We start from the raw sequence: 19,095 nt of genomic DNA, 5'->3' as shown, positions 1-19,095 counted from the left end.
GGGGTTTTCGCAATGTACAACCTTCGCTATCACGTCGCCTCACTTGTGGCAGTCTTCTTGGCGCTCACGGTGGGACTTTTGCTGGGCACCGTCGTTGCCGAGCGAGGGGTCCTCGACAGGCAGCGCGAGGCTCTGGTTGCGGGGCTGCAGAAGGACTTCGCCGCCCTGTCCGAGGCCAACAGTCGACTGTCCCAGGACAACGATGCCCACGCGGAGTTCATCGACAGCGCACTCCCAACGCTAGTAGGAGGCAGACTCGATGGCGCAACCGTAGCGATCTTGATCGCAGAGGGACAAAACGAGGACGCATACTCGGCGACAGTGGATGCAGTACTCGAAGCCGGAGGCCAGCCGCTTCGGGTTGCTATAAGCGAGCCAGGATTCTCCCTGGACGAGACTCAGACACTTGAGGCGGTAGCCACCCTGTTTCCGCCCACGACGACCGACCTGAGAGCCTCGGTGATTACCTCGCTCGCCGCCGAACTATCCACTACCGGGCCCAGGCCCGTCTCGGATGCTTTGCGAGAACTGGGTGTCCTGGGTGGCGAAGTCCTTCCCGATGACGTCGGAGTTCGAGGCCTGGCAGTGATGGCATCTTGGGAGGACGGGCCGGACGCCTTAGCTGTTGAGCTTGGTGTGCAACTTGCTGCCCGAGGCGTTGCTGTCTTGGGTGTCGAGGGTACCACCGCTAGAGCAGGCCTCGTCTTAGCCGCCGTCGAGGGAGGCTTATCCGCTGTGGACCATGTAGACACGCCGCAGGGTGCCTACTCGGTCGTCATGGTGTTGGCGCAGCAGGCCCAGGGGCATTTCGGGCTTCTGGATGAAGCCGACGGCAGGTTCCCTATCGTTGCAACGCAGTGAGGGGCGCTTCGGGCCTGATAGCATGAGTGCCCATCTAGCGCGGTCGCCGCTCAAGTGCCAGTCGAAAGAGTGCGGCCGTCACGTGGACGAACTGTCGCCCTCGGTGCAGGAAACCTGCTATGTTGCGACCAGTCGCGGCGTGTCGCATCGTGGTCGGGACCTCGACTACGGCGAGTCCGTGGCGAAGCGCTCTTATAGTTAGAGCCACCTCGACGCCGTAACCAGAGGCGAATGGCCCCACAGCCTCCAGCGCACGCCTGTTGAGCACTCGCTGCCCGGAGAGGGGAGCAGTGGCATCCAGCGGACCCCCCAGCGTGCGTATGCCGAATCGTGCGAGCCCCATCACGAGCCCGAATCCGGCCTTGCCCGCAGGTCTTGGGAAGCTTGCGATCGACATGTCGGCGGTGCCGTCGGCAATCGGTTGCATGAGAAGCGCTACTTGATTGGCGCTTTCCTCTAGGTCTGCGTCGAGCAACGCGACTACCTCGGGAAGCTCGGCCAGGCTATCGAGTCCGGCCTGGAGGGCTCCACCCTTCCCGGCATTCGAATCCAGCCTGAGCACACGGGCTCCAGCAGCCTCGGCCTGCATCGCTGTGTCATCGGCGGAGCCATCGTCGATCACGAGCACCTCATCTACCGCATCACTTTGGAGGATGGCCCGTACCGTGGAGCCGATGCGCGACCCTTCGTTGAAGGCGGGGACGAGTGCGAGGGATCTCATTGTTGCGACCTCTTGCGTCCAGTAACCACTGCGACAGCCTTACGCACCAGGTTCACGGCCACTGAAACCTCCTGGATCCTCAGCAATCTTGCTACACCCCAGGTTGCCAGCAATCCGAAGGCTCCGGCAACCACCACTGTCGCGAGTGCGATCTTCATCGAGTAGTCGGGATTGGGCACTAGGTACGCAATGCCAGCAGCGATACCACCGCCCACGACTGAGGCCAGCGTCATCCCGGCAATGGTGCGAACGAGCGCATTGCCGCCAAAGGCACCGATCTTGCGCCGCAGTAGGTAGATCAAAACGACGAAGGCGGAAGCGAAGAACAGAGCATCAGAGATCGGGATCCCCACAAGCCCGATGCCAGGGAACCCAAGAGCCCCGGTCGTCAAGATGGCGTAGAGACCAATGTGCGGCACCGTGAGCACAAGGTTCACGAGCATCGGTGTGCGCGTGTCCTTGAGGGAGTAGAACGCTTTCAGGACGAACATGAACGCTGCGAAGAAGAAGAGGCCCGCAGCCCACCACTGCAGAACCTGGGCGACGCGCTCGATGTCCTCGGCAAGGAATCTTCCAGCGCGGTAGAGGGTGATGAGCGGTGTGGCCAGGGCGATCAGCATCGCCGCCGAAGGAATCACGAGTACCGCTGTCGCCGAAAGGCCTTTGGCGAACCTCTTGCGGAAGACTTCGTCGTCTTTGCGGCCGGCGGCATCGGAGAGCTCGGTGAAGAATGCGGTGGCGAGCGATACGGCGAGCACTCCGTAGGGGAGCTGATAGAACATCCACGCGTAACTAAGGATCGCTGGGCCTTCGAGTGAGACGTCGAAAGCGTAGGCGTTGCGAAACGATACGGCCACGATGTTGGTTACGACGTAGATGATCGTTGGGACAGCCATGCGACCCATGGCTTGCAATCCCGGGTGACGTAGGTCGATTCGGAAGGAGTACCGGGGCCTCAGTTTGATCAGGCTCGGGATCTGGACTGCGAACATCACCAGCACTCCGAGCGTGGTGCCCACAGCAAGCACCCACTTGGCCAGGAGTGGATCTTCGGCGGAGAAGTATACGTAGAGCAACAGGGTGACGATCACCGTCAGGTTGTTGAAGACAGGGCCGAGTGCGGGCCACAAAAAGTCACGATGGGCGTTGAGGAGTCCCGAGATGATCGCGCCAGCACCGTAAAAAACGATCTGCACGGCGAAGACCTGGAAGAAAAAGACGGCTAGCTCAGCATCTTGAGGATCGATCCTGAAGGTCTGGGTTCGCACTACCTCGCTGGCGAACACGGTCGCAAGAACAGCGATGATTCCAAGTGCGATGAGTGTGATGTTGAACAGCGAGCTGGCGTAGCGCCAAGCGTCTTCTTCGCTATCCTGCTTCCATCGCTCCATGAAAACGGGAATGAATAGGGAGGAGATGATTCCGCCGGCAACCAGTTCGAAGACCATGTTGGGGATGTTGTTGGCGACGTGGTAGGAGGCGGCCAGCGCGGTGACTCCCAAAGCATACGCCGTCACCCACACACGGATGAATCCGGTGACTCGGGATAAAGCGGTTGAGACGGTCATGATCGCTGTAGACCGAGCGACGGTGGGCGTTGAGATTGCAACCTCCCAGGGTACTGTATACTAAGGGGCGTACGGACGTCGTCCATTGTAGCCCAGCATCACGTCGTAAGGAGCATAAGTGAGGATTGAGCGAATGGACGCTTCGATGGCGCCCAAGGTCAAGGCTCTGGTGATCGAGGTCTTCGGAGCCGAAGGCTGGTGGAACTCATGCCTGTACGTTGCCGAATCGCAACCGCTTCCAGTGCTGGGTCGGCTGTGGAAGCGGTTGCTTCGCTTGTCTGAGCGCCCAGATGTATGGGTGGCCCTGGATGACTCAACTCAGGAAATCATTGGTACTATCGGGCTTTACCGAAGGAAGAAGGATCACGAAGAGGCGTTGTGGGTCTGGTATTTCTGTGTGGCTCCGCAGGCCAGGGGAGCTGGCGCCGGCGCCCGACTGCTCGACTACGTGATATCGCAGGCCAAGGCGCGCGACGTACTTTATCTGCGTCTTCTGACGTCGAACGTACCTTCCGAGGAGTCCGCTCAGCGCCTTTACGAGAGTCGTGGTCTGAGGATATTCAAGACGAGAAGTGCGCTCACGTACAAGGTGCTGTTGAGAGAGTTGGACCTGCGAGGCGATTGAGGACTGCGGTCCGGTCGACCCGACCCCCGCCCTCGGCGCTGAAATCGACCCGCAATCACGATATACTGCATCAGGCGGGAAAATCCGCCCGATGGCCAGACACCCAGTTCCGACAGGACATTTTTCGCATGCAGAGCCCCACATCGAAATTTCGCCGTGGTCGCAAGACGCACTTCAGGGTGCTCCTGGTAGCCCTTTCGGCGCTTCTGCTGTTCGGCTCCGCGCCACTTCCGCTGACTGCTGAGGAAGCCCGACCCGCCGACCCGATGGTGGTGCTGGTGCTGGCCCCTCACTTGACGTGGGATGACTTCGAGAGCGATCAGGCCCCATTCCTTCGCGAGATCCGCGATCGTGGTGCGGTCGCTAACATGAACACGGCTAGCCGCAACAGGCTGGCGCTTCGGCGGGATGACTTGGATCAAGCCGCACTCACTTACTCGTCGGGCAGCTGGGCGGATTCGGATTTTCGTGCGACCAGAGCACACAGCACCGACGAGATCACCCCCGCCGGGGTGGCTGGTGAAGTCTACGAGAGGGTCATGGGATCGGCTCCGGACACGGCGTCTGTCGTCTTTCTCGGACTGCCAAGGACCCAGTGGCTCAATGACTTGGTCCCGACCCTGGACATACGGATCGGTGCGCTTGGTGATGCTGTGGTCAGGGCGGGTGGCAGCACCGCTGCGGTGGGTAACTCCGATTTAGGCCCCGGCCCTGAGCCCGCTGACCTGATGAGACCGGCCGCGCTTGTGGCCATGGACTCGCAGGGCAGAGTCAGATTCGGTGATGTCTCGCAGCGTCTCCTGAAGGCAGACTTAGCAGCTCCGCTGGGAGTGACTGCGGACCTGGATCGCTACACCGGCACGATCACTGACGCGATCCTCGCACTTCAGCGCGTCGGCGGCCCATCGCTTTTGGTCATCGACCCCGGCGACCTTGCCCGGGCAGAGGTATCCGCGCGTGATTTCGCTCCGATGGTAGCGGCATCCCATCGCGATAAGGCTCTGGCCTCGCTGGACTCCATCGTACGTCTGACCGCCGAGGAGATGCCCGAGGGTGCAAGACTCATGGTCATTGGAACCTCTGCGAAGGCTCCGCTGGAGGGCCCCGCACCGTTCACGCCGATCGTGGCCTACTCGCCCGGCGACCCCACGCTTTCGGGCACACTGAGCTCATCCTCCACCAGGCAGGACGGGTTGGTCACGAACTTGGATATCGCCGCCACAACGGTGGACTGGCTTGCATTGGACAAGCCGGTCTCGTTCCTCGGCAATCCTATGGTGGCTTCAGATGCGATAGCGACAGCGGAGAGGATTCCGGCGCTAACCGAGCAGAATGCGATTGCTGTATCGATCGAAGCAGCCAGACCGTCGACGATCAATACGTTCATCGTAATCACGATGCTGATCTTTGCTGCGAGCGTGCTCGTCTTGTTCAGGATGGGGAGGTGGCCGACGGCCCTTCGGCAGTTGATGGTGAAGATCACGCACCCTGGATTGCTGTTTGTGGCAGCCGTTCCGCTGGCGTCAACGGCGATGTTCGCGGTGGGGCTTACCCCAGGATCGGAAGCCGCTGCGACGCAGTACTTTGTTGGAGCCACACTGGCGATCTGGGCGCTAGCGGCGATTCTGTCGCTAGGGAGATCCTTCCGACTGCCGCTCGGCATAGTATCTCTTTCGACCGCGACGCTTCTTTTAGTCGACCAGTGGATGGGGGGTCCATGGTCCTTCACAGGGATATTGAACTTCTCGCCGCTTGTGGCTGCCCGCTACTACGGCATGGGCAACGAAGGCGCTGCAATCATGATGGGCTCGCTACTAGTCGGACTGGGCCTCATCTTAGATGAGTTCCGCACCAACAAGGTCGCCGCGATCGTTCGCAAATGGGCGATTCTGCCTATCGGCGTCGTTGCTGTACTCACAGCTGCGGCCCCGATATTCGGGGCCAACGTCGCCGTGGCACTGTGGGGATTGGTCGGCGCAGTCGTCTTCTGGGCGCTGGCGAACAATATCCGAGTGGACTGGCGAATGGTCGTCGGGATTATCTTGGTGACCGCTATCATGCTGGGTGCATTCATCGTCATCGACCTGGGCACACAGGATGGAGCGCAGACCCATCTCGGACGGGCAGTCGAGAGCGCACGCGAAGGTGGCATCCAGGAGCTCGTCACGATCGCCGAGCGCAAGATCGCCACCAACATCCGAGTGCTCACAACCACCAACTGGTCGTTCGTGCTTGCTGGCGTGCTGCTCTTCCTGGGATACATGAGATGGCGCCCCCAAGGGGACTTCTCGGACACCCTAGCTCGCAACCCGGCCTTCTCAGCGGCGCTGGCTGCGGTGCTCATCGCTGGCGGTGTAGCCTACTTCACCGAGGACTCGGGGATCGTCATCCCGGCCCTGATGACGGTGTACGTGGGTCTAGGGATACTCCAGCTGATGATCGCTCGGTCGGCGATGGTTGGCGATTCCGTTGAGCCAGAACCAGCGGCCGAGAAGTGACGGACGCCCCGAGCATCGCACTTGCTCTCGCATTTGCGCTTGCGGGCGGCTGGGGTGCGTCGCATGCAGGCATGCGACTGCTGTTGCCTGCGCTGCGTGACTCGCGCATGAAGGCCGAGAACTACCGAAAAACCGAGGTGTTCGTCGGGCTGGGAGTCGTATGGGTGTTCTGGGCGACCGCGCTCTCCCTGGCTGTGGCCCTCCAGCGTCTCTCGGGTATCGAGATCGCGATCGCACCGTTTGGCGGCCAAGATGCGCATCCAGCGATGATAGCGGTAGCGGTGGTCGTCGGGGCGTTCCTCTTCGGCTTAATCGACGATGTTTTTGGGTCGTCTTCGGCGAAGGGCTTCAAGGGTCACTTCAGGACACTTGCGAAAGGCAGGTTGACCACTGGTGCGCTGAAGGCGCTCGGGATCGGCTTCGTCTCGCTGCTGGCGGGCTTCGCGATCGCAGACCTGAGGGGCTTTGCCGGAATCGAATACTTTGGCGTGGCTCTACTGTCGACCATCGTGATTGCACTTTCGGCCAATCTTCTCAATCTGCTGGACCTCCGTCCGGGCCGGGCGCTCAAGGGCTACGCGCTGATGAGCTGCTTGGGAGTGCTCGCTATCGCGCTTCCCGTGTTCGGCGGCATCGCAGCGACGCTGGCTTCTGCGGCTTCGGCATTGCTCTGGTTGCTCGGCCCCGCGGTTGCCGTGGCGCGCTACGACCTGGCCGAGGAGGGAATGCTCGGTGACGCAGGCGCCAATGCCGCAGGCGCACTGGTTGGTTTGATGCTCGCGCTCGGGTCGTCCTTGCCGACGCTGGGGGTTGCCGCGATCCTTCTGGTCGCCGCCAACGCTCTTTCCGAGAAGGTCTCGTACACGAGGCTCATTGAAGCGAACACGATTTTGTCACGAGTTGATTCCTGGGGACGAAAATGACGGCCATTAGCGGTATAGTGAGCCTATAGAATCCACATCCACACAAGGCAGAGAGGAACCCATGGCAAAGCATGTTTTCGTGACGGGCGGAGTCGTATCTTCTCTTGGAAAGGGGATCACGGCGGCCTCTTTGGGGCGACTACTCAAGTCGAGGGGACTCAAGGTCACGATCCAAAAGTTCGACCCCTACCTAAACGTCGATCCCGGGACCATGAGTCCATTTCAGCACGGCGAGGTCTTCGTAACTGAAGATGGCGGCGAGACCGACCTCGATCTTGGTCACTACGAGCGGTTCATCGACGAGTCGCTTACGCGCGATTGCAGCGTCACCGCTGGCCGCATCTATCAGTCGATCATCGACCGTGAACGCCGAGGTGACTTTTTGGGAGCCACAGTGCAGGTCATCCCGCACGTCACCAATGAGATCAAGGACCGCATCCTCAGAATCACCGGAGACACTGCACCCGATGTCGTAATCACCGAGGTCGGTGGAACCGTGGGCGATATCGAATCCCTGCCGTTCCTTGAAGCCATCCGCCAGTTCCGACGCGATCTGGGAAGAGCGAACGTTTGCTTCATCCATGTGACCCTAATTCCCTGGATCGATGCGAGCCAGGAACTCAAAACCAAGCCCACCCAGCACTCAGTGCAGCAGCTTCGAAGTATCGGTATCCAGCCGGACCTCATCGTGTGTCGGTCGAACCGCTCACTCGACGAGTCGACCCGCCGGAAGATCGCGCTCTTCTGTGACGTGGATCCCGAGGCCGTCGTCGAAGCACTCGATGCGGGCAGTATCTATGAAGTCCCCCTGAATCTCTCGGCGGAGAAGCTCGATGAGATGGTTATCGATCGCCTCGGCCTTCAGTGCGGGGAGCTGGACCTCGCCGACTGGACCGGCTACGTGGAGCGCTCCAGGACCTGCGACTCCGAAGTATCCATAGCGCTGGTTGGCAAGTACGTCTCGCTCCCCGATGCGTATCTTTCGGTGACAGAGGCCCTTGATCATGCCGGGAACTTCCATCAAAGCAAGATCCGGGTGCATTGGATCGACGCCGAGTCACTCACTCCCGAGGAAGTCGAAGCGGCGCTGGCTGACTTTGACGCCATCCTGGTCCCCGGTGGCTTCGGCATCCGCGGGATCGAAGGCAAGATTCGAGCAGCTCGCTTCGCACGCACCAAAGAGGTGCCCTATCTGGGCATCTGTCTGGGAATGCAGGTGGCAGTTGCCGAGTTCGCACGCAACGTTGCCGGACTGGCTTCCGCTAACTCCAGCGAGTTCGACCCTGTGACGGAGCACCCCGTGATCGACCTGATGCTCGACCAGCACGGCGTTACCGATGCTGGCGGAACGATGCGACTTGGCACCTATCCGTGCAAGCTCAAGCCAGGATCAAAAGCCGCCGCCGCCTACGGGGGTGAGCTGCTGGTATACGAGCGCCACAGGCATCGATATGAGTTCAACAACTCCTATCGTGAGGCTTTGACTACAAAAGGCCTGGTAATCAGCGGGGTCTCTCCCGACGACCGCCTGGTCGAGATCGTAGAGCTTGCCGATCACCCGTGGTTCCTCGGCATCCAGGGACACCCCGAGTTCAAGAGTCGTCCGCTTTCGCCATCGCCGGTTTTCCGCGATTTCGTCGGGGCCGCCAAGCGCTTCCGCGAGCAACGCAAGGCCGTCAGCGAGTGAAGGGTGACTCGCTCGACATCTTCCTCGACCTCGTGCGCATCGATAGTCCGACCCGCCGCGAGTCGCAAGTCTGCGCCTGGTGCGCCGCGGCTCTTGCCGAGCTTGGGTTCACTGTCGAGATCGATGACAGCGCTAGCGTAACCGGCTCGGATACCGGCAACCTCATTGCGACTCTGCCCGGAGTGGAGTGCGACGCGACACTGATCCTCTCGGCGCATCTCGATTGCGTCGACCCTTGCACAGGCGTCATCCCGGTGGTCGAAGATGGCATTGTCCGCTCCGAAGGATCCACCGTGCTCGGTGCCGACGACAAAGCCGGGATCACCGCGATCCTCGTCGCTGCGGCTAGAGCTGTCAGGCAAACGGGCCAGCGACCGAACCTCAAAGTGGTCCTCACAACCGCCGAGGAGTCGGGTCTCGCTGGCGCCAAAGCGCTACCGCCGCACGCCTTCGATGGCGACGTATGTTTGGTCCTGGACGCAGCTGGCGATCCGGGGTCCATTGTCGTGGGAGCTCCGACCCATCACACCTTTGCGGCCCGCTTCGTTGGTGTTGCCTCACACGCAGGGATCGCCCCCGAGAAGGGACGCTCGGCGCTGGAGATGGCCGCACAGGCCGTGTCGGTGATGCAGCTCGGGCGCATCGATGAGCACACCACAGCTAACATCGGCACAATCGAAGGCGGAACCGCTACCAACGTCGTCCCCGCGCTGGCTACCGTTACCGGTGAGTGCAGGTCGCTTGTCAGGACCAGAGCCGAGGAGGTCAGGGCTGCAATGGATCGCGCGATGCGCGAGGCAGCCGAGGCCTTCGGCGGCATCGTTGAGATCGAATGGTCACTGGAGTACGACGGATTTGTTGTCGCCGATGATTCCGCCGAGCTCAAGCTAGTGAGCGATGCTTGCCGGGACGCAGGATTCACGCCCACGACCTTCATGACCGGTGGCGGCAGCGACGGCAATATCTTTGCGGCCGCAGGCGTGCCCACCTTCGTTCTGGGCTGCGGGATGCAAGATGCGCACTCGATTGACGAGCACATCGCGATCAAAGACATCGATGGCGTGGCGGAAATTGTCTCGGCAGTCATCGCGCGCATGGCGAAGGGTTAGGCTGTTATGCGCCTTGAGTGGGGTCGAGTCACAGACGTCAGGAGCAGCTCGGCGTCGATTGAGCGGCTGGGCGTGGAGCTGGACTCAGGCGCGACGGGTCGGGCAATCTGCTATCCGCGCCTGACGGGCGGTTGCGAGGCAGGGGAGAGAGTGCTGCTCAACACCATCGCCGAGGATCTCGAACTCGGTACCGCCGGCGACCACTTCGTCGTGGCGCGCGGCTCTACGACCACAGGCGTCGCTCATGCCGACGATTCGGGCGGACACATCATCAAGCTGCGATATACCCCGCTACAGCACGATGTACTTGCCGCCGAGGAGCCAGCGAGCCCTCATCATCCGATCATGGCGTCCGCGACCGATGTGGGTGGGATGCCGGTCGCTTGCTGTGGCCTCCACAGTCAGGTCCCGCTAGTGGCTGCTGCGATCAAAGCAGCGGACCCTACACTGCGGATCTGCTACGTGATGACCGACCAGGCGGCCTTGCCCCTAGCGCTATCCAAGGTGATGGACGCTTCCGTCTCGGCAGGTTTGATCGATGCGACCGTGACCTGCGGGCAAGCATTCGGCGGCGGTGTCGAGTCGGTCAACCTGTACTCGGCCCTGCTTGCCGCTCGGCACGTGTGCAGCGCTGATATCGCGATTGTCGGCATCGGGCCCGGAGTTGTGGGAACCGCCACCCCGTTCGGGCACGGAGGTGTCGCCCAGGGTGAGGCCATCAATGCCGTTGCTGTGCTCAAAGGCCGACCGGTCGCCGTCCTGCGGCTATCTTTTGCAGATAAGCGCGAGCGTCACCGTGGCGTGAGCCACCATACGCTCACTGCGCTCTCGGCGGTCGCACTGGCCCGAGCGGTCGTGCCGGTTCCGGCGCTTCCCGAGGACGAGAGTGCGCGTGTCGAGGATGCGCTCGTGCGAGCGGGTGTGTGGGACAGGCATGTAAGGTACGATGCACGAGGATCTGCAGAAGTTCCGATGCATGGCGTGGAAGTCAGGTCGATGGGTCGCGGAATCGAGGACGACCCAACGTTCTTCTTAGCAGCGTTCGCAGCTGGAGCTGCGTGCGCTGATTTTGTGATTGGCAAGGGTGTCGATGCCACAACGTTTGCTTGAGGTCGGCGCGCATCCGCATAAGGACAGGGAGGCACGGAAGTGATAGTTGGAGTCCCCAAGGAGATCAAAAACAACGAGTTCAGGGTCGGACTGACCCCCGGCGCCGTAGCCGAATTCGTGGCGCACGGGCATAGTGTGCTGGTTGAGGCGGGCGCAGGCGTCGGATCGACTTTCGGCGACACTGAGTACTCCGCAGCCGGGGCGCAGATGGTCCCATCGGCCGACGAGGTCTTTGCTCGCGCCGACATGATCGTCAAGGTCAAAGAGCCCCAAGCCGAGGAGATCGAGAAGCTTCGGCCGGGTCAGATACTCTATACCTTCCTGCACCTAGCTCCGGATCTTCCTCAGACCGCAGGACTGATCAAATCCAAGGCCGTGTGCATAGCGTACGAGACAGTCGAGCTCCCCAATCGCTCGCTGCCGCTTCTCGCCCCGATGTCAGAGGTCGCAGGACGCATGGCTGCGCAAGTCGGAGCAGCGTACCTCCAGAAGCCCAATGGTGGCAGGGGAGTACTAATGGGAGGCATCCCCGGTGTGCTGCCCGCCAAGGTGGTCGTGCTTGGTGGCGGTGTTGTGGGAACGAACGCAGCTTATGTCGCGATGGGAATGGGCGCCGATGTCACCATCATGGACGTCAACCTAGATCGCCTTCGCTATCTCGATGAGATCTGGGGCAACCGTGTCCGGACGATGTTCTCGAGCAAGCTCAACGTATCGCAGGTCATAGGCGAGGCCGACCTCGTGATTGGCGCGGTCTTGTTGGTCGGTGCCAAGACGCCGTTCCTCGTGACGCGCGACATGCTCTCGACCATGCGGACCGGAGCCGTCATCGTCGATGTCTCGGTCGATCAGGGTGGATGCATCGAGACTACCAAGCCCACCACACACGCCGACCCCACCTTCGTGGTCGACGGCGTCCTGCACTACGGCGTTGCCAACATGCCCGGCGCAGTGCCTCACACCTCCACGCTCGGCCTGACCAACGCCACGCTGCGTCAGGGTCTTGCGATCGCCAACAAGGGATGGAAACAGGCCGTGCTCGATGACGCGTCGCTCGCCAAGGGCGTCAACATCATCGACGGCGCCGTGACCTACGAGCCAGTTGCCCAGGCGCATGGACTGGAGTTCACCCCTCTTTCGGAGATGGTCGGGAGTGCAACAGCAAGCTGATGAGTTCATCGCATATCTTGCGGTAGAGCGCGGCGCGTCTCGGCATACCTTGGATGCATATCGCCGAGATGTCGCCCGCTACCTTGAGTTTCTCAGCGCGCGCTCAGCTCCTGAGGTCGATGCGGTGACCGCCGACGACACGCTTGCGTATCTTCGTGAGCTCCGAGCTTGCGGGTATGCGCCCAGCACCATCGAGCGCCAGATGGCGGCGATCAAGAGCTTCCACAGGTTCCTCGTGCGCGAGGGCATCACCAAGAACTGCCCTACCGAGGCGATCCCGTTGCCCAAGGTCCCTCAGAAGTTGCCCGATGTCATCAGCATCGAACAGGCGGAGCAGCTACTCTCGCAGCCATTCCCGCTTGATGCTCGCGGTCGACGAGACCGCGCCATCCTTGAGGTCCTTTACGGCTGCGGAATCCGCGTCAGCGAGCTTGTCGGCCTGGACATGTCCGCGATCGACTTGACCGAAGGATTCATGCGGGTCTTCGGCAAGAACTCCAAGGAGCGGGATGTCCCTCTCGGCGGTGCGGCTGCTCGGGCGCTCGAGGAGTATCTGTCCCACGGGCGCCTCCTGCTGTCGGGGAAGGCTGGCTCGCTGCGGACCACTGATGCGGCGTTCCTCAACTTCCGAGGCGGACGGATTTCTCGGCAGTCAGTATTCGCGATCGTGAAGCGGTACGGTAGGGCCATAGGGTTGGACAACCTGCACCCGCACACACTTCGGCACTCCTACGCAACGCACATGCTTGGAGGCGGCGCGGACTTGAGAGTCCTGCAGGAGCTACTCGGGCATGTGGACATCACGACGACCCAGGTCTACACGCATGTCGACAGGAGACACATCCGTGAGGAGTACCTCTCGACGCATCCGCGAGCCCGACTTTTGCGCCGCGAGCCGTCTTCGTCGCCGAGGGGGGCGGGAGCATGAGGGCGAGCGGCGCAGGGCCCCTTCGGCAAGCGCTGTTTTCCGCGATTACATGGGGATTCGGGTTCGCGTGTGGAGTGGCCGTCGGCGGGTGGCTGACGGTGATCTCCGGTGCAGGCGCACCCGGGGTAGAAGCACTCAATCTGGTCGACGACGTTCTACTTTTGCCGGGTATCGCCGGGGGCGGAGTTTTCGCCCTGGTCATGGCGATCCATGGAGTCCGTCACCTCTTCAGGCGCCGAGGAAGTGCGCCGCATCACCCACACGAGACTGACGCCAATGACCCACACCGCGATGGCGATCAGGTCATCAGGTAGGTCGAGCGAGAAATCGAACCCTCTATCAATCGAGCGGAGCGTATAGGCGACGATCGGTATGACAATCGCCGCCCATATAGGTAGCTTCAGCCTGGGCCTAAGCAGACTCAAGAGGCATCCACCTCGGCGTCATCGGCGGATCGCTTCGCGCGCCTGCGGTTGATGATCGGTCGCGCAATCAGCCAGGCTAGCAGCATGATGACGACGATTGGGCCAACTGCGCCGATTCCAACAATAATCATGTTGATGGTGCCGACGAAAGCTCTGACTGACTCGGTAAGGGCTGTAACGAAGCCCCAATCCTGGCCGACCGGACGTACGACTGGCTTGGGACCGGTAAGCTCAATGGTTACTGTCGAGTGTGCGGCCTGGCGCTCGAGGTAAGCGATCTGCGCCTGCATAGACTCGATCTCACCACGAACCCGCGACAGCTCCTTCTCGACAGCGAGCATCTCGGTGACATTCTTGGCCTTGGTCATGAATTCACGTAGCTGAGCTTCGGTGGCCTGCAGGTTCTTTAGGCGGGCACTGAGGTCCACGTGTTCCTGGGTGACATCCGATTGACTCTCGACTTCGCGCAGTACATTGCCGACCGCGGCCATCTCTGTGAGGAAAGCCTCGAGACCGTCGGCCGGAATGCGAACCGTGACGTATCCGGACAACGGAATCTGCTCGAGCGCCATCATCTCCGAGTAACGCCAAACGGGCTGATCCTCATCGGTGCTGACGTTGAGGTCGATTACCACACCTTTTTGCTTCTCGACCGCTGCTCGGATCGAATCGACAGCGTCCTCAATCGATTCGACCCCGAGGCGCATGTCGACACGCCTGACGATCAGGCGATCCTCAGGTGGGATGCCCGTGGCGTCAGGTCCGGCACCCGGCGGTGGCACGATGCCGATAGCAGCGCGATCCTCAGTGACGCCAGGGGCCGCCATCTCACCCTGTAGCGCGGTGCTTCCGTCTACAGGAGGTTGGGGCTCAACCATGGGCGCCGATGCGCCGCCGCTGTATGGATCCTCTTTCGCCATGTCGTAGGTTTGGGTGGCGGCACACCCTGCTACCGATAGTGCTAGCGACAACAACAATATGAGCACCAGGGCCTTGGCAGCCCAAGATCCAGTAAGTGACGATCGGATGCGCACCATGGTCGTCTCCTCTCTTCGCGGGACAAAAGTACGCTTCTCAATGCTAACGCCCTCTACCCGGCATGGCAGGAGAGAGGGCGTCGGACACTTAGCAGCGAAATCTGTTGTGAGAGTTACTCAGACCTGTCTTCGTGCTTCTTCATCTCGATGGCCGCGTATACGGCGAGGGCGATGCCCATAGCAACAACGATGAAGTAAGCCCACCACATGGTGATCCACATGGTCCCCGGGATGTTCGCTCCAAAAAGAGCAGCTATCATTTAGACGTCACCTCCACGCATGGGTTGTCATCCATCCCGATTGTACTCTCACGTCTCGACGGCGGCAATATGCCCAGCCATCTTATTCAGAGTATGTCGCTGTCAAGGTGGCCTCGCTTTCCTGCTGCCTCTATGACGCACCAATCCGCCATCGAGTTCTTCGCAGTTGGGAATTCCAGAACCCCGGGATCCTTGCGGTGTGCGCAAGTGGCTACCCGTGGGATTCGGTAGCGGCTTGGTGGGATGATTTCCCATCTAGGTGTTGCAAAGTGGGATTCAGTGGTATACAGTTCAGTGCATGGAATCAGCCGAGGCGATCCTCGGCAGGGAAGTACAAGGCGGAAGAGGTGCAAGGCGGCATGTTCTTAGGTGATCACCAGCATACGCTGGACTCCAAAGGACGCGTTTCCCTGCCCGCGCGTTTCCGGATTGCAATGACAGGCAAGCTCGTCGTTGCGAAGGGTCTGGACAAATGCCTGTACGTCTATCCAGCCGATGAGTATGTGCGCTTCGTATCAGATCTCATCGCGAAGGAGGATTTCGAGCCCAGGGTGCGCAAGGTGAGGAGGTTCTTCACCGCCGGAGCTGTCGAGGTGGAACTCGATTCGGCAGGACGCATCGGATTGCCTGCGAACCTGCGGGCATGGGCGGGCCTTTCCAAGGACGTCGCAGTCACTGGGAACGGCAACAGGATCGAACTTTGGGACTCCGAGGTCTGGAGTCAGTACAGCGAAGGCGGCGAGAACATCGAGGATCTCGCCCAGGAGCTCGCCGACGCAGGCTTGCTCTGAGGACTTGACAATGGAATATCGGCACACCCCAGTTTTGCTGGCCGAGGTCACGCAGCAGTTATCGTTGCAACCCGGTTCGATCGTAGTCGATTGCACCCTAGGCGGGGCAGGACACGCGAAGCGGATAGCAGAGTTGATAGCTCCCACAGGGATTCTCGTGGGCATAGACCAGGACGAGGCAGCACTAAAAGCAGCAGCAGACGTACTCTGCCTCGGCCAGCAGGTAGTTTTACTCAAGGGGAACTTCGGCGAACTCGATCGTTTGCTCGTCGAAGCACAGATCCCCTGGGTCGACGGATTCCTCTTCGACCTCGGAGTATCCTCACCGCAACTCGACATCGTTGAGCGCGGATTCACTTATCAAGAGGATGCTCCACTGGATATGCGGATGGATCATTGCGGGCCTGTCACAGCAGCGGAGATAGTCAATACGTACTCCGAATCACAGTTGGCCCGCATTATCCGGGACTACGGGGAAGAAAGGTGGGCTTTGCGAATCGCAGCATTCATAGTAGCCGCGCGAGCCCGCCGCCCCGTGACGACGACCGGAGAGTTGGTGGACGTGATCAAGGCGGCGATACCAGCTTCGGCGCGTAGAGCAGGAGGTCACCCCGCTAAACGGACCTTCCAGGCGCTTCGCATCGAAGTGAACTCCGAGCTCAAGGTGCTCGAAACCGCCTTATCAGCCGCAGTGAAGTGGCTCTCACCCAACGGAAGGATCGCGGTGATCAGCTACCACTCGCTTGAGGACAGGATAGTGAAACAACTGTTCAACGAGGGAGAAAGCGCATGTGAGTGCCCGCAAGGGCTCCCCATCTGCGCGTGTCAGAAGTTGCCGATACTCCGAGTCTTGACCAAGCGGCCGATAGTACCCGGCCGAGATGAGATTGAATCGAACCCGCGTGCGCGCTCAGCGCGGATGCGGGTGGCCCAGAAGTTGGCGGACCCTACAGGCGGCGATAGCCGATAGGGAAGCCTTTAAGCGAGAGAGACCGGAGACGATGGGACTGGCGGCAAGACAACTAGCGAATGACCGGCCCAAAGCATCGCCGAAGCCTCGCTTGCGCGTTGTTCCCAGTGACCGATCGACTCGACGCACCGTAGCGGCACGCCGCGAAGCCGACAGGCGAAATCGTGACCTGTTCATCATCGTCTCGGCATTCATGGTGATTGTGGCGATACTCGGTGTTGGGCGGATTACAATAATGGCAAAGGCCGCCGAGGTGACGTTTGAGACTGCACGCCTTTCGGCAGCGATCCGTGAGGAGCAGATAGAGACCGAGGCACTCGAGTTGCTAAGATCGAGCCTTGTATCACCATCGAGGATCGAGTCGATAGCCGTCGGCTCAATGAACATGATCCGCGCCGAAGAAGTCAGCTTCTTTGCAATGCCGCTTCCGGATTGCCCCACGTACCTCGCCAGCCTCGAAAGTGTCGCTGATTCTAGCGAAGGTGGGGGAGCCGCTGTTGGAGCAGGTGTAGCCACGGGTGATTCCGTTGACGTTGCTGAGAGGCAAGGCGTCGGAGCGCGGGTGCTTGGTTCGGTCATGGAGCTTGCAGCAGGCGAGGCGCATGCTCTGCTCTTAGGTGATGTCGGGCTGGTGTCGATGCGTTGAACCGAAATCTGATCTGAAGCCGGGAGGCATCTTGGGACAGAAGCGAAAGAGGAAATCGGCCGATAGTGGCCGGTTTGTGTTTCTGTGGTGCGTGATAGTGATCGCTTTGTTGATCATTTCGGGCCGGCTTGTGCAACTACAAGTGGTTGACGCAGCGGTCTACGCCCAACTTGCAACCGAGCAACGGACGCGTGACATCCCCCTTCCTGCGCAACGGGGTGCGATATTCGATCGGGAGGGCGAGCCCCTGGCCGTAAGTGTTCAGGCCTTCAGTGTTTTCGCAGACCCACGCGCAGTGGAAGATGCCTCATCGACCGCGCAGGCGATAGCCCGGGTTCTTGGCGGCGATCCAGCGGTGTATGCGGAGAGGATGCAAAGGGAGGGCGGTTTCGTCTACATCGCCAGGAAGGTCGATGTCGAGCGAGCTGAGGCTCTACGCGAACTCGAGCTGGCAGGCGTGGGATTCCATCGAGACTCGCGCAGGGTGTATCCTCACGCCGAAGTCGCCTGTCAGGTACTCGGATTCGTCGGAGTCGACGACGTCGGATTGGCGGGCCTTGAGAAATACTATGACGACCTACTCGCGGGTACCCCTGGCAGGCTAATCGCCGAGAGGGATCCCGGTGGCCGACCGATACCGGGTGCTGTGATCTCTGCCGAGGAACCCGTTGACGGAGAGGACATAACACTCACGATCGACAGGGACATTCAGCACCAGGCGCAGCTGGCACTTGCGCAGGCCGTCGACAGATGGGATGCGAAGGGCGGCAACGTGATCGTGATGGATCCTGACACGGGGGCGATCCTGGCGATGGCATCATACCCATTCTTCGACCCCAACCTGTTTGCATCGGCTGATCAGGCTGCCTTTAGGAATCGTGCGATCACCGATGCCTATGAGCCAGGGTCAACACTGAAATCGCTTACAACTGCTGCGGTCCTAGAGGCCGGGATATTCGATCCAGAAAGCATGTTCGACCTGCCTCCAACGATCCAAGTCGGCGGGCGAACCATCGGCGAGGCGAGACCAAGGGGATTCATGCGGGCCAGCCTTACAGAGATTCATGCCAGGTCCAGCAACGTTGGGACTGTCATGATGGGTACGGAGCTCGGTTCGGATGCACTATACGAGTCCATGCAGTCCTTCGGCTTGACCCAGTCCACCGGCATCGATTTCTCTGGTGAAGCGGTGGGTTTCTTGCCGCGCGTGAGCGACTGGTCGGCATCAACACTTGGAACAGTGTCGTTCGGTCAAGGCATCTCGGTGACGCCGCTGCAGATTGCGCGTGCATTCTCGGCGATCGCCAGTGATGGCAGACTCCCGAATCCGCACTTCAGGGTCGATGCCAAGAGTGCCAGCGCAACTCGACAGGTTGCTATCAGCGAACAGACCGCAGTCACGATGCGCGAGGTTATGGCATCTGTGGTGACCTCGGGTACAGGACTATCGGCGGCAGTTCAGGGATATGAGGTCGCCGGAAAGACCGGAACCGCTCAGAAAGTCAAAGTCGATGGTAGAGGGTACGAGGAGGGCAAGTACATCGCCTCCTTCGGCGGATTCCTGCCAGTCGATGATCCTCGGCTAGTGATTCTCGTCAATATCGATGAACCATCGGGAGCGATCTTCGGCGGTACTGTGGCTGCCCCCACTTTTGCACAGATCGCCAGCTTTGCGGTGTCCCATCTGCGGATACCGCCAAGTGCAACGAGGTCGGATGACGGTACGGCTACAATCCCCGCGGACCGCTGAAATGGAGTGCTCCAAG

18 protein-coding genes are annotated in these 19,095 nt (G+C 60.7%); 14 read left to right on the top strand and 4 right to left on the bottom strand.

What is annotated here, in order from left to right:
* Nucleotides 1-12 precede the first annotated feature (12 nt).
* Nucleotides 13-861 carry a copper transporter gene (locus M1617_03310; GenBank protein ID MCL5887317.1) on the top strand — a complete coding sequence of 283 codons (849 nt, stop codon included), beginning with the start codon at nucleotides 13-15 and terminating at the stop codon, nucleotides 859-861.
* Between the two features lie 34 nt (nucleotides 862-895).
* Here the strand turns inward: M1617_03310 and M1617_03305 are convergent, their stop codons facing one another.
* Together M1617_03305 and murJ are read right to left on the bottom strand one after the other, a co-directional pair.
* Nucleotides 896-1,582 (bottom strand): glycosyltransferase family 2 protein, encoded by a 687-nt coding sequence (locus M1617_03305; protein MCL5887316.1) that lies wholly within the window; start codon nucleotides 1,580-1,582, stop codon nucleotides 896-898.
* Nucleotides 1,579-3,150, bottom strand: coding sequence for a murein biosynthesis integral membrane protein MurJ (murJ, locus tag M1617_03300; protein MCL5887315.1), 1,572 nt, complete (start codon nucleotides 3,148-3,150; stop codon nucleotides 1,579-1,581). The genes M1617_03305 and murJ overlap by 4 nt, the downstream gene beginning before the upstream one ends.
* A gap of 118 nt (nucleotides 3,151-3,268) precedes the next feature.
* On the opposite strand from murJ, the gene M1617_03295 reads away from it, so the two are divergent.
* The 9 genes from M1617_03295 (at nucleotide 3,269) to M1617_03255 (ending at nucleotide 13,514) form a co-directional block, all read left to right on the top strand.
* The gene (locus M1617_03295) at nucleotides 3,269-3,775 is read left to right on the top strand and encodes a GNAT family N-acetyltransferase (protein ID MCL5887314.1); all 507 of its coding nucleotides are present in this window, start codon (nucleotides 3,269-3,271) and stop codon (nucleotides 3,773-3,775) included.
* Between the two features lie 128 nt (nucleotides 3,776-3,903).
* Nucleotides 3,904-6,273, top strand: a complete 2,370-nt coding sequence (locus M1617_03290; GenBank protein MCL5887313.1) for a hypothetical protein — start codon at nucleotides 3,904-3,906, stop codon at nucleotides 6,271-6,273.
* Entirely contained in the window at nucleotides 6,270-7,196 is a 927-nt protein-coding gene (locus tag M1617_03285; protein ID MCL5887312.1) for a hypothetical protein, read from the top strand. Before M1617_03290 ends, M1617_03285 begins: the two co-directional genes overlap by 4 nt.
* 61 nt (nucleotides 7,197-7,257) lie before the next feature.
* Nucleotides 7,258-8,883, top strand: a complete 1,626-nt coding sequence (locus M1617_03280; GenBank protein ID MCL5887311.1) for a CTP synthase — start codon at nucleotides 7,258-7,260, stop codon at nucleotides 8,881-8,883.
* Nucleotides 8,880-9,992: a M20/M25/M40 family metallo-hydrolase gene (locus tag M1617_03275; GenBank protein MCL5887310.1), complete on the top strand. Its 1,113-nt coding sequence runs from the start codon at nucleotides 8,880-8,882 to the stop codon at nucleotides 9,990-9,992. The genes M1617_03280 and M1617_03275 overlap by 4 nt, the downstream gene beginning before the upstream one ends.
* A 6-nt stretch (nucleotides 9,993-9,998) precedes the next feature.
* A complete protein-coding gene (locus M1617_03270; GenBank protein ID MCL5887309.1) occupies nucleotides 9,999-11,102 on the top strand; it encodes a DUF3866 family protein in 1,104 nt (367 codons plus the stop codon).
* Nucleotides 11,103-11,141: 39 nt separating this feature from the next.
* On the top strand, nucleotides 11,142-12,272 hold the full coding sequence (gene ald, locus M1617_03265) for an alanine dehydrogenase (GenBank protein ID MCL5887308.1): 1,131 nt from the start codon (nucleotides 11,142-11,144) through the stop codon (nucleotides 12,270-12,272).
* Nucleotides 12,256-13,200 (top strand): tyrosine recombinase XerD, encoded by a 945-nt coding sequence (locus tag M1617_03260; protein ID MCL5887307.1) that lies wholly within the window; start codon nucleotides 12,256-12,258, stop codon nucleotides 13,198-13,200. Before ald ends, M1617_03260 begins: the two co-directional genes overlap by 17 nt.
* Nucleotides 13,197-13,514 carry a hypothetical protein gene (locus M1617_03255; GenBank protein ID MCL5887306.1) on the top strand — a complete coding sequence of 106 codons (318 nt, stop codon included), beginning with the start codon at nucleotides 13,197-13,199 and terminating at the stop codon, nucleotides 13,512-13,514. The genes M1617_03260 and M1617_03255 overlap by 4 nt, the downstream gene beginning before the upstream one ends.
* 107 nt (nucleotides 13,515-13,621) lie before the next feature.
* Here M1617_03255 and M1617_03250 read toward each other — a convergent pair whose 3' ends face one another.
* The gene (locus M1617_03250; protein MCL5887305.1) at nucleotides 13,622-14,662 is read right to left on the bottom strand and encodes a DUF4349 domain-containing protein; all 1,041 of its coding nucleotides are present in this window, start codon (nucleotides 14,660-14,662) and stop codon (nucleotides 13,622-13,624) included.
* A 113-nt stretch (nucleotides 14,663-14,775) separates the two neighbouring features.
* On the bottom strand, nucleotides 14,776-14,922 hold the full coding sequence (locus M1617_03245; GenBank protein ID MCL5887304.1) for a hypothetical protein: 147 nt from the start codon (nucleotides 14,920-14,922) through the stop codon (nucleotides 14,776-14,778).
* A gap of 359 nt (nucleotides 14,923-15,281) precedes the next feature.
* On the opposite strand from M1617_03245, the gene mraZ reads away from it, so the two are divergent.
* From mraZ to M1617_03225, 4 genes are all read left to right on the top strand, one after another.
* Complete coding sequence (gene mraZ / locus M1617_03240) at nucleotides 15,282-15,713, top strand: division/cell wall cluster transcriptional repressor MraZ (protein ID MCL5887303.1); 432 nt, start codon at nucleotides 15,282-15,284, stop codon at nucleotides 15,711-15,713.
* Nucleotides 15,714-15,723: 10 nt separating this feature from the next.
* Nucleotides 15,724-16,683 (top strand): 16S rRNA (cytosine(1402)-N(4))-methyltransferase RsmH, encoded by a 960-nt coding sequence (gene rsmH, locus M1617_03235; protein MCL5887302.1) that lies wholly within the window; start codon nucleotides 15,724-15,726, stop codon nucleotides 16,681-16,683.
* Nucleotides 16,684-16,774: 91 nt separating this feature from the next.
* Nucleotides 16,775-17,329 (top strand): hypothetical protein, encoded by a 555-nt coding sequence (locus M1617_03230; GenBank protein ID MCL5887301.1) that lies wholly within the window; start codon nucleotides 16,775-16,777, stop codon nucleotides 17,327-17,329.
* A gap of 142 nt (nucleotides 17,330-17,471) precedes the next feature.
* Entirely contained in the window at nucleotides 17,472-19,079 is a 1,608-nt protein-coding gene (locus tag M1617_03225; GenBank protein ID MCL5887300.1) for a penicillin-binding protein 2, read from the top strand.
* Nucleotides 19,080-19,095: the final 16 nt, after the last annotated feature.

It is taken from the genome of Actinomycetota bacterium (assembly GCA_023488435.1).
Classification (GTDB): Bacteria; Actinomycetota; Coriobacteriia; order Anaerosomatales; family UBA912; genus UBA912.
The sequence above is the reverse complement of the archived record's forward strand: the minus strand, read 5'-3'. Positions and strand labels throughout refer to the sequence as shown.

What these genes read in the sequence shown, in the direction of transcription:
- mraZ (MCL5887303.1), top strand. Translation starts at nt 15,282, where the DNA reads ATGTTCTTAGGTGATCACCAGCATACGCTGGACTCCAAAGGACGCGTT.
- M1617_03280 (MCL5887311.1), top strand. Translation starts at nt 7,258, where the DNA reads ATGGCAAAGCATGTTTTCGTGACGGGCGGAGTCGTATCTTCTCTTGGA.
- M1617_03250 (MCL5887305.1), bottom strand. Translation starts at nt 14,662, where the DNA reads ATGGTGCGCATCCGATCGTCACTTACTGGATCTTGGGCTGCCAAGGCC.
- M1617_03290 (MCL5887313.1), top strand. Translation starts at nt 3,904, where the DNA reads ATGCAGAGCCCCACATCGAAATTTCGCCGTGGTCGCAAGACGCACTTC.
- M1617_03305 (MCL5887316.1), bottom strand. Translation starts at nt 1,582, where the DNA reads ATGAGATCCCTCGCACTCGTCCCCGCCTTCAACGAAGGGTCGCGCATC.
- rsmH (MCL5887302.1), top strand. Translation starts at nt 15,724, where the DNA reads ATGGAATATCGGCACACCCCAGTTTTGCTGGCCGAGGTCACGCAGCAG.
- M1617_03255 (MCL5887306.1), top strand. Translation starts at nt 13,197, where the DNA reads ATGAGGGCGAGCGGCGCAGGGCCCCTTCGGCAAGCGCTGTTTTCCGCG.
- M1617_03245 (MCL5887304.1), bottom strand. Translation starts at nt 14,922, where the DNA reads ATGATAGCTGCTCTTTTTGGAGCGAACATCCCGGGGACCATGTGGATC.
- M1617_03310 (MCL5887317.1), top strand. Translation starts at nt 13, where the DNA reads ATGTACAACCTTCGCTATCACGTCGCCTCACTTGTGGCAGTCTTCTTG.
- M1617_03270 (MCL5887309.1), top strand. Translation starts at nt 9,999, where the DNA reads ATGCGCCTTGAGTGGGGTCGAGTCACAGACGTCAGGAGCAGCTCGGCG.
- murJ (MCL5887315.1), bottom strand. Translation starts at nt 3,150, where the DNA reads ATGACCGTCTCAACCGCTTTATCCCGAGTCACCGGATTCATCCGTGTG.